The sequence below is a fragment of the Rhizobium sp. L1K21 genome, assembly GCF_024055895.1.
In the GTDB taxonomy this organism is placed as follows: Bacteria; Pseudomonadota; Alphaproteobacteria; order Rhizobiales; family Rhizobiaceae; genus Ensifer_A.
Window position 1 is genome coordinate 1,887,415 of sequence record NZ_JAMXLE010000001.1, and the last position, 13,957, is coordinate 1,901,371.

Sequence of the window (13,957 nt, forward strand, 5' to 3'; positions counted from 1 at the left end):
CAGTTTTAACGGCCCTATAATGAGACGTAACCTGCTTCAGATTCTCGCCCTTTTGACAGGGACATTCTTCCTTTTTCTCGCCAACGGCCTGCACGGTCTTCTGCTTCCCGTGCGCGGCACGGCGGAAGGTTACAGCACCACCATGCTCGGCCTGCTCGGCACGTCCTGGGCATCGGGCTTCGTGCTGGGCTGTTTTTTGGCCCCGGCGGTCGTGAAGCGTGTCGGCCATGTCCGAGCATTTTCCAGTTTTGTATCATTGATCGCGATTGTGGCGCTGATTACCGGCATGTTCGTTGATCAGACGGCATGGGTCATTCTGCGCGCAGCCACGGGTTTTGCCACGGCCGGGGTGCAGATGATCATCGAGAGCTGGCTCAATGAACGCGCCGACAATGAAAGCCGCGGCACCGTGTTTTCACTCTATTTCGGTATCAATTTGAGCGGTGTCGTGGCAGGCCAGCTGCTCATTTCGACCGGCGACGTGATGACGCCGTTTCTGTTCATGGCCTCCGGCGTACTTTATTGCATTGCCATGCTGCCGACCACGCTTTCGAAGGCTGCTTCTCCCAAACCATTGAATACTGTGAAGCTCGATCTGCGTGCGCTTTACAGAAATTCTCCCGTGGCCGTGGTTGGCATATTGCTGATCGGGATTGCCAATGGTGCATTCGGCACGCTTGCTGCTGTGTTCGGCGGCAATATCGGGCTCAGCCAAGGCCATATCGCAATCATGGTTTCGGCAGCCATTTTCTGCGGCGCGTTGCTGCAAATACCTGCGGGCAAGCTTTCGGACATGACAGACCGCCGTTATGTGCTGGCCTTCATTGCCATGATATCGGCGATAACGGCTCTGAGCCTGATTGCATTCCAGCCCACCCAGTTCGTCTACCTCGTTGTTCTGGTGGCGCTTTACGGCGGTATGGCGAACACGCTCTACCCGATCGTGGTGGCGCACGCCAACGACTTTGCCAATCCTGAAGACTACGTAAAGGTTTCCGGCGGACTTTTGCTGGTCTTCGGCATCGGCACGATCATAGGGCCGACGCTGGGCGGTCCGGTCATGTCGACCTTCGGTCCGTATGCGCTCTTCCTGATCACCATGACAGCGCATCTTTTCGTCGCCGCCTACGCGATCCTCCGCTCGCGGGCGCGGGCTGCCATTCCGGTGGATGAGCGCGGCGAATATGGAACAATTCTCTCGGGCAACAGTCCGCTCTCAACGCCGCAAGGCTATGAGATGGGGCACAATCCCGAGGGTGTAAATGAAAAACCCGCCGCCGCGTAAGCAGGCCAGAGCCGCAAGGGCGGAATTGATCAATCCTGAATTCAAATGGCCTCCGTGCTCCATTACGCGGAGGCCATTTGATTTTGGGAGGTTTGTTTCGACGGCGTATCTTCTGCCGAATGTAACAAATGCCGCGCAGGCTTTATCGAAGCCGCGAATTCTATTTTCTGGTGTCCCCCCGACAGTTTTAGCTGCGCGGCAATCGTCGGTTTATTTTTTGGTTACCCATTACAACTAATAACCAGACAAATTGCATCGATTTGTTCAGATACTTCCCACCTCCCAAGGAATAACAATGAACCTGAACCAAGTAAAAATACGAACCAAGATTGGTATCGTTGTAGCTTTCATGGGCCTTGCGTCCCTGCTCATTGCCGGTGTCGGCATTCAGGGGCTGCGATCCATGAGCCATGCTCTTCAAGATGTCGGCGCCCGCGAAGTTGTTGCCCGCGAGGCAATGGATCTGCGGGTTGATATCGTTGCCATCAGCCGGATGACCTATCAATTGGCAATGGCGCCCAAGGATGCTGCAGAATTTGCAGAACAGACCGACCGTCGCGTTGCCGAAATGCTGGCACGCCTTCCCATCATTGAATCGACTGCGGATGCCGAAGAGAAGAAACTGCTGGAGGACATCAGATCCGCGCTCAACAGCTATTTCGATACGATTCGTGCGATGGTGGCCACGGCGACGACGACTGGGGGTGATGACCCAGAAGCGATTGCTGCCGCTTTGAATACAGCTCTGGAAGGTCAAAAGGCTGTAACGACGACAGTGAAGGCCTATTCAACCTATTCGGCCAACACGCTGGCTCAGTCACGAAACTGGGCCATTGAACTCTCGCAAATCACGATGACGGCGCTGATTGCCGCAGCAATCGGCTTTATCGTTCTCGGAGCGCTTGTGGCCTTCACGATTGCACAGCGCGGAATCACAAAACCCATTCGCAGCCTGACAGCCGTCATGAGCCGACTGGCCAAGGGCGACCTTGATGGCGAGACAATCGATGGCAATCGCGGAGACGAAATCGGCGAAATGGCACGGGCGCTTGAGATTTTCCGTGACAGCGAAAAGTCGATGCGTCGCATGAAGGCTCAGGAAGAGGCATTGCACCAGCAAAGTGCAGATCTCCAGGCCAATATCAGCGAAGTGGTCGGAGCAGCCGCTGCTGGCGATTTCAGCCATCGTATAACAAAAAAATATGAAGACGAGGCCCTTGCCCAGTTTGCAGAGAGCGTTAACGCCCTGCTCTCCACTGTCGACAAAGGCATTTTCGAGGTACGCCGTGTAGTGGCGGCTCTCGCCGATGCGAACCTGACCGAGGAGATGCGCGGCAGCTTCAACGGTGCATTTGCCGAACTGCAGAAAAACGTCAACACCAGCATGAAGACCCTGCGCTCGACCATGCAGGATATTCACAACGCGACCGCCAACATACGGGGTAACTCGGACGAACTGTCCGGTTCTTCGCAGAACCTGTCGAAGCGGACCGAACAACAGGCGGCTTCGCTGGAGGAAACGGCGGCGGCGCTTGATGAAATCACCGCCTCTGTGCGCAATGCATCCGAGCGCGCTGCAGAAGCAAGCCGTATGGTGGCCGACACGCAGAAAAGCGCGTCGCAATCGGGTGAAATCGTCCAAAACGCCATCACCGCGATGGGCCAGATTGAGGAATCGTCAAATCGAATCAATCAGATCATCGGTGTGATCGACGAAATCGCTTTCCAGACCAACCTTCTTGCCCTGAATGCCGGTGTCGAAGCGGCGCGCGCTGGTGAAGCCGGTCGCGGCTTTGCGGTGGTCGCCCAGGAGGTTCGCGAGCTCGCGCAACGTTCAGCCAACGCTGCCAAGGAAATCAAGGTTCTGATCAACACATCGGCAGAACAGGTACGTGGTGGTGTTAGCCTTGTGCAGGATACCGGCACAGCGCTCGGTAAGATCGAAGACCTCGTCGATCGCGTGAAAGCGCATGTTGAATCCATTGCCGGATCAGCGCAGGAACAGTCCGTCGGGATTGGCGAGATCAACGCCTCCATCAACATGCTGGACCAGATGACGCAGCAGAATGCTGCCATGGTCGAGGAAACCACCGCCTCCAGCCAGGTGCTCGCAACCGAGGTCGGGCAGCTTTATGCCGCGCTCGCCCGTTTCAAGCTGTCGAACGACAAAGGCCATGTCCCATCAAAGGCTGCATAAGGGACTGCTTCTTTTCCAATGATACAGAAAACGGCGCTCTCGGGCGCCGTTTTCATTTTCAGCTGATCGCTTTATCAAACGCCTCGATCAGGCGTAGTCATCCGGCAGGACGCGGACGGCACCCTTGTCGGCCGAGGCCGCAAATGCAGCGTAGGCCTTCAAAGCGGTCGTGACATTGCGCTTGCGCGGCTTTTCAGGCTTCCAGCCCTTGGCATCCTGTTCAGCCCGGCGGGTGGCCAGTTCGGACTCGGGCACTGCCAGATTGATCGTGCGGTTCGGTATATCGATCTCGATCATATCGCCGGTGCGCACCAAGCCAATTGTGCCACCTTGCGCGGCCTCCGGTGAGGCGTGGCCAATGGAAAGGCCCGACGTGCCGCCGGAGAACCGACCATCGGTGATGAGCGCGCAGGCCTTGCCCAAGCCCTTCGATTTCAGATAGCTGGTCGGATAAAGCATTTCCTGCATACCCGGACCGCCCTTGGGACCTTCATAGGTGATAACGACGACGTCGCCTGCCTTCACCTCGTTGGACAGGATACCCTTCACGGCAGCATCCTGGCTTTCGTAGACAATTGCGGGGCCGGTGAATTTGAGGATGGATTCATCCACACCTGCAGTCTTCACGATGCAGCCGTCGAGAGCGATGTTGCCCTTCAATACGGCCAGACCGCCGTCCTTGGAGAAGGGGTTTTCCACCGAGCGGATGACGCCCTTTTCGCCGTCGGTATCAAGGTCGTCCCAGCGTGCTTCCTGACTGAAGGCAACCTGGGTCGGAATGCCGCCCGGGGCTGCCTTGAAGAAATTGCGCACGGTTTCGGAGTTTGTGCGGGTGATATCCCAACGGTCGATGGCGTCGCCAATCGTCGCCTCGTGGACCGTCGAGCAATCGCGGTTGATGAGATCGCCGCGCTCGAGTTCGCCCAGGATGCGCATGATACCCCCTGCCCGGTGCACATCTTCCATGTGCACGTCGTTCTTGGCCGGTGCGACCTTCGACAGGCACGGTACCTTGCGCGACAGACGGTCGATATCATCCATGGTGAAATCGACGCCGCCTTCATAGGCAGCCGCGAGGATGTGCAGAACCGTATTGGTGGAGCCGCCCATGGCGATGTCCAGCGACATGGCGTTTTCAAAGGCCTGTTTGGTGGCGATGTTGCGCGGCAGAACGCTTTCGTCGTCCTGCTCGTAGTAGCGACGGGCCAGATCGACGATCAGGTGGCCGGCCTCCACAAAGAGACGCTTGCGGTCGGCGTGGGTCGCCAGTGTCGAGCCGTTGCCGGGCAGCGAAAGGCCGAGCGCTTCCGTCAGACAGTTCATCGAGTTTGCCGTGAACATGCCGGAGCAGGAACCGCAGGTCGGGCAAGCGGAACGCTCAATGGCCTGCACGTCAGCATCGGAAACCTTATCATCGGCTGCGGCAACCATTGCATCGATCAGGTCGAGCGACTTTGTCTTGCCATTCAGCACGACCTTGCCGGCTTCCATTGGTCCACCGGACACGAAGATCGCCGGAATATTGAGGCGCATGGCGGCATTCAGCATGCCGGGGGTGATCTTGTCGCAGTTGGAAATGCAGACCATGGCGTCGGCGCAGTGCGCATTGACCATATATTCCACGCTGTCGGCAATGATCTCGCGGCTGGGCAGCGAATAGAGCATGCCGTCATGGCCCATGGCGATACCGTCGTCGACGGCAATCGTGTTGAACTCCTTGGCCACACCGCCGGCTGCCTCAATCTCGCGCGCAACGAGTTGGCCGAGGTCTTTCAAATGAACGTGACCGGGCACAAACTGGGTGAAAGAGTTCACCACCGCGATGATCGGCTTGCCGAAATCGCCATCCTTCATGCCGGTGGCGCGCCAAAGGCCACGCGCACCTGCCATGTTGCGGCCATGGGTGGAGGTTCTGGAGCGGAATGCAGGCATTATCGTTTCCTCAATTTGTTTCATTCTGGCGTTCAAACGCCGCTTTTCAGCCGGGAACGCCTTGCTTTTCTGGGGCTGTCCTAACGCAACACCGATTTTCTGTCACTATCGGTTTTCCCCAAAGCGGTACGGTGCGTGGCGTTAAATTTGGTGGCATGATAAGCCAATCGCAAGGTTTTGGCACCAATGTGCGTGGAGAGACCAACGGGTGATAAAATGTCAGACAAGGAAGAACGGCCCAACATTGTCGATATGAAACAATGGAAAAAGACGGCCGACAAAAAAGCGCAGGCTGAAAAGAAACAGGCTCCGAAAGGCGCGCCGCGTGTTTCGACAGCGTTTGTGCAGCGGTTGGCGATTGCAGCGCTTGCGTTGGTCATTTTGTGGTTTGCGATGCCTGACGGCTATCTGAATACGCTCTTCGCCACCCTGACAGGCGGCAACTGACGCACCTCACAAGGCGAACACGAAAATGTGGTTGAGCACCCCCTTTCACGTGATGGGTTGTTTTGATTTCATACCGTTCTGAAACTTTGCGTCGCTTGACCCCGTTTAACCAATACGGTCGATCAGAGACGCATGCGGAGACGCAGGAAGGACTTCAAAATGGTTTATCACCCGCCGCGCATTCCATCATCGGAAATCACGCCGAAAGGCGTCTATCTCAACCGACGCACATTTGTAGCCGGTGCGGTGGCAGCGGGCCTTCTCCCCTCTGCTGCAGGCGCGTCAGACTTCAAGGTTGCTGACAGCAGGAATATGGCCGGCGATGAAGCGGTCACACCAAAGGAATCCGTTACCACCTACAACAATTTCTACGAATTCGGCACGGGCAAGGAAGATCCCTCGCGCTATTCCGGCTCGTTTAATCCGCGACCGTGGTCGATCAAGATTGATGGGTTGGTGAAAAACGAAATGGAGATCGGCCTCGAAGACCTGCTTTCCTCCATGCCGATTGAAGAGCGGATTTACCGCATGCGCTGTGTGGAAGCATGGTCGATGGTCATACCCTGGGACGGTTTTCAGCTTTCCGAACTTCTCAAGAAGGCAGAACCTTTGGGGTCTGCAAAATATGTGGCGTTCGAAACCGTGGTGCGCCCGGATGAAATGCCGGGACAGTCCGGCGTCTTCCAGCCATTGCCCTGGCCATATGTTGAAGGTCTGCGCCTTGACGAAGCCATGCATCCGCTAACCCTGATGGCTGTCGGCATTTACGGCGAGGATTTGCCAAACCAGAACGGCGCGCCGATCAGACTTGTCGTGCCATGGAAATACGGCTTCAAGGGCATCAAGTCGATCACGCGTATTTCGCTGGTGGAAAATGAGCCGCCGAGCACATGGAACAAGGCCGCACCGAATGAATACGGCTTCTATTCCAATGTGAACCCCAACCGTGACCATCCGCGCTGGAGCCAGGCGACTGAGCGGCGCATCGGCGAGGACAAGGGTTTCTTCTCTTCGGGCCGCCGCGATACGCTGATGTTCAATGGCTATGATGAGGTCGCAGGCCTTTACAGTGGCATGGACCTGATCAACACCTATTTCTAAGCCCGCACAAACTTCGATTGTTTCAAAAACCAGCGCCCAACCCACGAACAACCGGGCGCTGGGGAAAGCGTAGCGGAAGATGGCATCGACAAGCCGAAACGCAACAGCAACCTCCTCACGCCCCTTCAATTGGCGGCCGGTGAAGATCTGGGCGCTTTACGTCGTTGGGCTCATGCCGGCAGCATGGTACTTCTATCTGGGCGCGGTGGGGGATCTGGGTGCAGACCCGGTGCGTACCTTCGAGCACCTTTTGGGTATCTGGGCGCTCCGGTTCATTCTGGCGACGCTTGCCGTCACACCGCTGATGGTTCTCTTCAACATTCGGCTGATCGCTTACCGGCGGGCACTCGGTCTTTTGGGCTTCTGGTATGTGCTTTTCCACTTCACCGTCTACGTCACGCTGGATCGGGGCATGAACCTTTCCGGTATCGTCGAAGACATTGCCAAGCGTTGGTATATTACCATCGGGATGGCGGGTTTTGTCATGCTGATCCCGCTGGCGCTTACCTCCAACACCTATTCGATCCGTAAACTCGGCTCGCGCTGGTCCAAGCTGCACAAGCTGGTCTATGCTGTTGTCGCTGCCGGAACACTGCACTTTGTCCTCTCAACAAAGACGCTCACCATCGAACAGGCGATTTACGTCGCACTGACGGTGATTTTGCTGCTTTTCCGCGTTTTCAAGCCGCGGATCATGAAATGGCGCAAACAGAATACTATGCGAAGGAAAAGCGACCAGGCAAAAGCTTAAATAATAAGCAGCCTATATTTTCAGCGCAAAACATTAGCCAGCCCTGATTTGCACGCATAACAGCTCAGGAAACATCGCATTGCTAAGCACTTGCACAAATTTCATGCAAAGCGTATCTGATCACTCAAATGAACTCGTGCTTAAAGGATGTGCGAAATGCTTAAATTTCGTCGCAGAAAAAATCAGGGCAATGCCTTCGTTCACTTCTTCAACTTTTTTGTTGAACAGGAACGCCGCGGCTTCACTCAGCGCCCCGTTGACTACCGTCGCTAAGTCATAAGACTTTCAGAAGCGGCAAGAATTTTTCAGAAAGCCGGGTGCGCAGCGCCCGGCTTTCTTCGTGTCTGGAACCAAGCCACAAGCCACGAGCGCGCGGTTTTCGTCCATTCAATCATGTATCACGCGAAAGGGCCGGATGCTTTTCAGCACCCGGCCCTTTTTATTCATAGCTTCCCGCTGTCTATTAAGCAGCTTCGCTTTCAGCCTCTGCCTCAACGCGAGCCTTATCAGCAGCGCCCTTGGCGTCAACGTCGCGGTCAACAAACTCGATGACAGCCATCGGCGCATTGTCGCCCTGACGGAAGCCGGCCTTCATGATGCGAAGGTAGCCGCCGTTGCGGGTTGCGTAACGCGATGCAATGGCATCGAACAGCTTGGAAACAGCGTCGACATCCTTGATCTGGCTGATCGCCTGACGACGAGCGTGCAGGTCGCCGCGCTTGCCAAGGGTCACGAGCTTCTCAACGATCGGACGAATTTCCTTCGCCTTAGGAAGCGTGGTTACGATCTGCTCATGGGTGATGAGCGAAGCCGCCATGTTGGCAAACATTGCCTTGCGGTGGCTGTGGGTTCTATTCAGCTTGCGGCCTGCTTTACGGTGGCGCATTGCTATTCTCCTTCACTTGCGGACCGTCTGATCCGTAGTTTGATCTGTTAGTATTGATCTTCATACCGCTTGGCGAGATCTTCGATGTTCTCCGGTGGCCATGCAGGCACTTCCATGCCGAGGTGCAGGCCCATGGAAGCGAGAACTTCCTTGATCTCGTTGAGCGACTTGCGGCCGAAATTCGGAGTGCGGAGCATTTCTGCTTCGGTCTTCTGAATCAGGTCGCCGATGTAGACGATGTTGTCGTTCTTCAGGCAGTTGGCGGAACGAACGGAAAGCTCCAGTTCGTCGACCTTCTTGAGAAGTGCCGGGTTGAACGCAAGTTCGGTAACGGCTTCTTCTTCTGCTTCCTTCTGCGGCTCGTCGAAGTTGACGAAGACACCGAGCTGGTCCTGAAGAATGCGAGCAGCAAACGCGATTGCGTCTTCGCCGGTGACAGAGCCGTTGGTCTCAATGGACATGGTCAGCTTGTCGTAGTCGAGAACCTGGCCTTCACGGGTGTTTTCCACCTTGTAGGACACTTTCTTGACCGGCGAATAGAGGCTGTCGACCGGGATAAGACCGATCGGTGCATCTTCTGCGCGGTTGCGCTCGGCCGGCACATAGCCCTTGCCGTTGTTGACGGTGAATTCCATGCGGATTTCAGCGCCCTCGTCGAGGGTGCAGATCACATGGTCAGGGTTGAGGATTTCAATATCGCCAACCGTCTGAATGTCACCAGCCGTCACAACGCCCGGACCCTGCTTGCGCACGACCATACGTTTTGCGTCATCGCCTTCCATCTTGATGGCGATTTCCTTGATGTTCAGCACGATATCCGTCACATCCTCGCGAACGCCAGGAATGGAGGAGAATTCATGCAGCACGCCGTCGATCTGCACAGCGGTGACTGCTGCACCGCGCAGAGACGACAGAAGTACGCGGCGAAGCGCGTTGCCAAGCGTCAGGCCAAAGCCACGTTCCAGCGGCTCGGCAACCAAGGTTGCCTTCGTCGCGCCGGAAGAGGTAAACTCAACCTTGTTCGGCTTGATCAGTTCCTGCCAGTTTTTCTGAATCATGTTCTACTTTACCTTCCATTCGCCGCTACCATCCAATCGTAACGGCCGAGATTTGGACGCCGGACGGGTGGGACCGTCACCGGCTTGGTGAATGATCAGACGCGGCGCTTCTTGCGCGGGCGGCAGCCATTGTGCGGGATCGGAGTCACGTCACGGATGGAGGTGATTGTGAAACCGGCAGCCTGCAAAGCGCGCAGAGCCGACTCACGGCCGGAACCCGGACCGCAAACTTCAACTTCCAACGACTTCATACCGTGTTCCTGAGCCTTCTTGGCGCAGTCTTCAGCGGCGATCTGAGCAGCAAACGGGGTCGACTTGCGCGAACCCTTGAAGCCCTTCGCACCAGCAGACGACCAGGCAATTGCATTGCCCTGTGCGTCGGTGATGGTGATCATCGTGTTGTTGAAAGTCGAGTTGACGTGGGCTACGCCCGACGAGATATTCTTGCGTTCGCGACGGCGAACACGTGTGGCTTCTTTGGCCATAGATCTTCCTTTCTTCGATCTCAGCGCCGCCGTAATTCCAGCGGCTACACCGGGACGTTTTCACCAAAAGACAAAAGCGCCCCAACCTCTTCGGGCAACGTTATGCCCAAACTCAAAAAGAGGCCAACCGATGGGCTGGCCCCTCATCCCGTCTATAAGCGGGACATTACTTCTTCTTGCCGGCAATCGCCTTTGCCGGACCCTTGCGGGTGCGGGCGTTGGTGTGCGTACGCTGACCGCGAACCGGCAGCGAGCGGCGATGACGAAGACCACGATAGCAACCAAGGTCCATCAGACGCTTGATGTTCATGGAAGTCTCACGGCGAAGATCACCTTCAACTTGGTAGTCGCGGTCGATCGTTTCACGGATCTGAAGAACTTCAGCATCTGTGAGCTGGTGAACGCGGCGCTCAGCCGGGATACCAACCTTCTCGACGATCTCCTGTGCGAATTTCGGACCGATCCCGTGAATGTACTGAAGCGCAATGATGACGCGCTTTGCAGTCGGGATGTTGACGCCAGCTATACGTGCCACGTCTATTCTCCTTGTTGCCAGGTGCCTCACGGCAGCTGGTGTTCGTTTCTCAACCCCAAAAGGGCCACTTGTTCGATTGAAGCCGCAACATGTCAAAACGACCGTACCCGGACTTCTTGTTCTGAAGCCCGCGCCGATCGCTCATTTGTCACGAGTTGGCGCGGTTCTTAGCGGAATCACTGCAAAATTGCAACCATTGCCGCCAGATTATTTTGCCCTCTCAGAGAGAGGACAGAATCTTGTCGATTTCCGCCGTGACATCTTCAATGGCTGCCATGCCATCAATGCTCACGAGCTTGCCCTTGGCATAGTAGTAGCCAATCAGCGGCGATGTCTCTTTGTAATAGGCCTGCAGGCGGGTCATCACAGTTTCGGCGTTGTCGTCAGGACGACGCTTGAACTCTGTCGAACCGCACTTGTCACAGACACCCTCAACCTTCGGCTTGAGGTTGGTGTCGTGATAACCGGTGCCACAGTTTGCGCACGTATACCGACCGGCGATACGTTGTGCCAGGACTTCGTCTTCGACTCGAATTTCAATCACCTTGTCGAGACTCACGCCTTTTCTGGCGAGCATGGCTTCGGTGGCGTCAGCCTGTGCCAAGGTGCGCGGGAAGCCGTCGAGGATAAAGCCCTTGGCGCAATCGTCAGCATCGATTCGCTCGGAAACGATACCGATTACCACATCGTCAGACACCAGCTTACCGGCATCCATGAGCGCCTTGGCCTGCTTGCCGATCTCTGTTTGCGCAGCCACGGCCGCGCGAAGCATATCGCCAGTGGAAAGCTGTGGAATGCCATACTTTTCCACAATCCGCTGAGCCTGGGTACCCTTACCCGCGCCCGGCGGTCCTAACAAAATCAGTCTCATTTCCCCCTCTTTCCTCCGCGCAGCTTCGATTTCTTGATCAGCCCTTCATATTGCTGGGCAATCAGATGACCTTGTATCTGTGCTACAGTATCAAGGGTAACGCTGACAACAATCAAAAGCGATGTACCACCAAGGTAGAATGGGACACCTGTCTCAGCAATGAGCACTTCCGGCAGCACGCAGACGAAAACCAGGTAGATGGCACCGACAACGGTGATGCGCGTCAGCACATAGTCAATGTACTGTGCGGTACGCTCGCCGGGGCGAATGCCCGGGATAAAACCACCGTGCTTTTTCAGGTTATCGGCTGTATCGGCAGGATTGAACACGATCGCCGTATAGAAGAAGCAGAAGAAGGCAATGAGCGCCGCATAAAGCAGCATATAAGCCGGCTGACCATGGCCGAGAGCGGATATGATGGTCGTCGCCCAGGTGGGCATATTCCCGTTATTGGCGAAGCCTGCGAGCGTTGCCGGCAGAAGCAACAGTGAAGAAGCAAAAATCGCAGGAATCACGCCGGATGTATTGAGCTTCAAAGGCAGGTGCGACGTATCACCCTGGAACATGCGATTGCCGACCTGTCGCTTCGGATATTGAATCAGCAGACGACGCTGGGCGCGCTCAACGAATACGATCAACGCGATCACGGCGATCGCAACGACGATCACACCCAAGATGATTCCGGTCGACAAAGCGCCCGTGCGGCCGAGTTCAAGCGTGCCGACAATGGCGTGCGGCAGGTTGGCCACGATGCCTGAAAAGATGATCAGCGAAATGCCGTTGCCGATACCGCGCGAGGTAATCTGCTCGCCCAGCCACATCAGGAACATGGTGCCGCCCAGCAGCGTAACAACAGTCGAAAGCTTGAAGAACCAACCCGGATCAGCAACGATTCCCGTGCCATTCTCAAGACCGACAGAAATGCCGTAGGCCTGCATGGCGCCCAGAAGCACCGTGCCGTAACGGGTGTACTGGTTGATGATTTTGCGGCCCTGCTCGCCTTCCTTCTTCAGCGCTTCGAGCGAGGGAATCACCGACGTCATGAGCTGCACGATAATGGAGGCGGAAATATAGGGCATGATGCCCAGCGCAAAGATGGCCATGCGCTGCACCGCGCCGCCCGCCATCATGTTTACCAGACCAAGAATACCCGAGCTCTGGCTCTGGAACGCATTGGCAAAGGCTTCCGGATTGATGCCGGGAAGCGGAATATAGGTGCCGAGGCGATAAACGAGCAGCGCGCCCAGCGTGAACCAAAGACGCTTTTTCAGATCCTCAGCCTTCGCAAAGGTCGAGAAATTCAGGTTGGAAGCCAGTTGTTCAGCAGCAGAAGCCATTGATTTCTCCGCATACCCACATGGCGCTCCCTTAAGACACCGTGCAGGCAGTTGTTGGCAATAGCCACCGAGCGAGGGAACCGCTCAGCAGCCTAGAAACTTTATCTCGCACAGGCTTATGTCGTTTGATGGGGTAAACGTCAACGGCCCATTTGAAAAAGGCTGGGGCCAGAACCGGAAGAACAACCGGGGCCTCACCCGCCTAGTCTGTTCCAGGCAATCCCAAGCGGAAAACCGGGATGCGATCTCGCTGATCATGCATGGAATTGAAAGCAGTGGGATCACCGCTTACGTGAGGCTCTCATATGGGAGCAAAATCGCCCGATGGGAAGACCACCGGGCGATCAAATTCAAACTTACTCGGAAGCGGCTTCTGCAGCAGCGCCGAGGATGGTCAGCGAACCGCCGGCCTTCTCGATCTTTTCTGCAGCAGACTTGGATGCGCCGGCAACTTCGAGCTTCAGCTTCGCCTTCAGCTCGCCATCGCCCAGGACGCGTACGCCATCCTTGACGCGGCTGATGACGCCAGCAGCCTTCAGGCTTTCGGCAGTCACAACCGTCTTGGCGTCGAGCTTCTTGGCGTCCACGGCTGCCTGCAGGCGGGCCAGAGACACTTCAACATAATCCTTGGCGAAAATGTTGTTGAAGCCACGCTTCGGCAGACGACGGTAGATTGGCATCTGGCCGCCTTCGAAACCGTTGATAGCAACGCCCGAACGCGCCTTCTGACCCTTGACACCACGGCCACCGGTCTTGCCAGTGCCCGAGCCAATGCCACGGCCTACGCGCTTCTTGGAAGGCATGGAGCCTTCGTTGTCCTTGATTTCATTCAGTTTCATCTTAGAGACCTTCCTTATTTCTCTTCGACGACGCGAACGAGGTGGCTGACTTTTGCGATCATGCCGCGCACTGCGGGCGTGTCTTCCAGCTCACGGGTCTTGTGCATCTTGTTGAGACCGAGACCGATCAGCGTCTTGCGCTGAACTTCCGGACGACGGATCGGCGAGCCGATCTGTTCGACAACAAGGGTTTTCTTAGCAGCAGTAGCTTTCTTAGCCATAGTGCATTTCTC

14 protein-coding genes are annotated in these 13,957 nt (G+C 56.1%); 5 read left to right on the forward strand and 9 right to left on the reverse strand.

Going from position 1 to position 13,957, the window contains the following annotated elements; all coding sequences use genetic code 11:
* The first annotated feature begins 19 nt into the window (after positions 1–19).
* Both NHF56_RS09050 and NHF56_RS09055 read left to right on the forward strand, forming a co-directional pair.
* On the forward strand, positions 20–1,285 hold the full coding sequence (locus NHF56_RS09050) for an MFS transporter (protein ID WP_252803553.1): 1,266 nt from the start codon (positions 20–22) through the stop codon (positions 1,283–1,285).
* A 295-nt stretch (positions 1,286–1,580) separates the two neighbouring features.
* The gene (locus tag NHF56_RS09055) at positions 1,581–3,482 is read left to right on the forward strand and encodes a methyl-accepting chemotaxis protein (protein WP_252803555.1); all 1,902 of its coding nucleotides are present in this window, start codon (positions 1,581–1,583) and stop codon (positions 3,480–3,482) included.
* Between the two features lie 87 nt (positions 3,483–3,569).
* Here the strand turns inward: NHF56_RS09055 and ilvD are convergent, their stop codons facing one another.
* Positions 3,570–5,414, reverse strand: coding sequence for a dihydroxy-acid dehydratase (gene ilvD / locus NHF56_RS09060; protein ID WP_252803557.1), 1,845 nt, complete (start codon positions 5,412–5,414; stop codon positions 3,570–3,572).
* A 216-nt stretch (positions 5,415–5,630) separates the two neighbouring features.
* Between ilvD and NHF56_RS09065 the strand changes: the two genes are divergently transcribed.
* The 3 genes from NHF56_RS09065 to msrQ all read left to right on the forward strand — a co-directional run bounded on the left by NHF56_RS09065 (position 5,631) and on the right by msrQ (position 7,713).
* Positions 5,631–5,861: a hypothetical protein gene (locus tag NHF56_RS09065; protein ID WP_252803559.1), complete on the forward strand. Its 231-nt coding sequence runs from the start codon at positions 5,631–5,633 to the stop codon at positions 5,859–5,861.
* Positions 5,862–6,020: 159 nt separating this feature from the next.
* Positions 6,021–6,962 (forward strand): protein-methionine-sulfoxide reductase catalytic subunit MsrP, encoded by a 942-nt coding sequence (gene msrP, locus NHF56_RS09070; protein ID WP_252803561.1) that lies wholly within the window; start codon positions 6,021–6,023, stop codon positions 6,960–6,962.
* 79 nt (positions 6,963–7,041) lie between these two features.
* Positions 7,042–7,713 (forward strand): protein-methionine-sulfoxide reductase heme-binding subunit MsrQ, encoded by a 672-nt coding sequence (msrQ, locus tag NHF56_RS09075; protein ID WP_252803563.1) that lies wholly within the window; start codon positions 7,042–7,044, stop codon positions 7,711–7,713.
* 463 nt (positions 7,714–8,176) lie between these two features.
* Here the strand turns inward: msrQ and rplQ are convergent, their stop codons facing one another.
* The 8 genes from rplQ to rpmD all read right to left on the reverse strand — a co-directional run bounded on the left by rplQ (position 8,177) and on the right by rpmD (position 13,945).
* A complete protein-coding gene (rplQ, locus tag NHF56_RS09080) occupies positions 8,177–8,599 on the reverse strand; it encodes a 50S ribosomal protein L17 (RefSeq protein WP_252803565.1) in 423 nt (140 codons plus the stop codon).
* A gap of 47 nt (positions 8,600–8,646) precedes the next feature.
* Positions 8,647–9,657: a DNA-directed RNA polymerase subunit alpha gene (locus NHF56_RS09085; protein ID WP_252803567.1), complete on the reverse strand. Its 1,011-nt coding sequence runs from the start codon at positions 9,655–9,657 to the stop codon at positions 8,647–8,649.
* A 95-nt stretch (positions 9,658–9,752) separates the two neighbouring features.
* A complete protein-coding gene (gene rpsK / locus NHF56_RS09090; protein WP_136657421.1) occupies positions 9,753–10,142 on the reverse strand; it encodes a 30S ribosomal protein S11 in 390 nt (129 codons plus the stop codon).
* Positions 10,143–10,308: 166 nt separating this feature from the next.
* Positions 10,309–10,677, reverse strand: a complete 369-nt coding sequence (gene rpsM / locus NHF56_RS09095) for a 30S ribosomal protein S13 (RefSeq protein ID WP_252803569.1) — start codon at positions 10,675–10,677, stop codon at positions 10,309–10,311.
* A gap of 220 nt (positions 10,678–10,897) precedes the next feature.
* Positions 10,898–11,548 carry an adenylate kinase gene (locus tag NHF56_RS09100; RefSeq protein WP_252803571.1) on the reverse strand — a complete coding sequence of 217 codons (651 nt, stop codon included), beginning with the start codon at positions 11,546–11,548 and terminating at the stop codon, positions 10,898–10,900.
* On the reverse strand, positions 11,545–12,885 hold the full coding sequence (secY, locus tag NHF56_RS09105; RefSeq protein ID WP_252803573.1) for a preprotein translocase subunit SecY: 1,341 nt from the start codon (positions 12,883–12,885) through the stop codon (positions 11,545–11,547). The genes NHF56_RS09100 and secY overlap by 4 nt, the downstream gene beginning before the upstream one ends.
* Positions 12,886–13,241: 356 nt before the next feature.
* Positions 13,242–13,724 (reverse strand): 50S ribosomal protein L15, encoded by a 483-nt coding sequence (rplO, locus tag NHF56_RS09110; RefSeq protein WP_252803575.1) that lies wholly within the window; start codon positions 13,722–13,724, stop codon positions 13,242–13,244.
* Positions 13,725–13,738: 14 nt separating this feature from the next.
* Positions 13,739–13,945 (reverse strand): 50S ribosomal protein L30, encoded by a 207-nt coding sequence (gene rpmD / locus NHF56_RS09115; protein WP_252803578.1) that lies wholly within the window; start codon positions 13,943–13,945, stop codon positions 13,739–13,741.
* Positions 13,946–13,957: the final 12 nt, after the last annotated feature.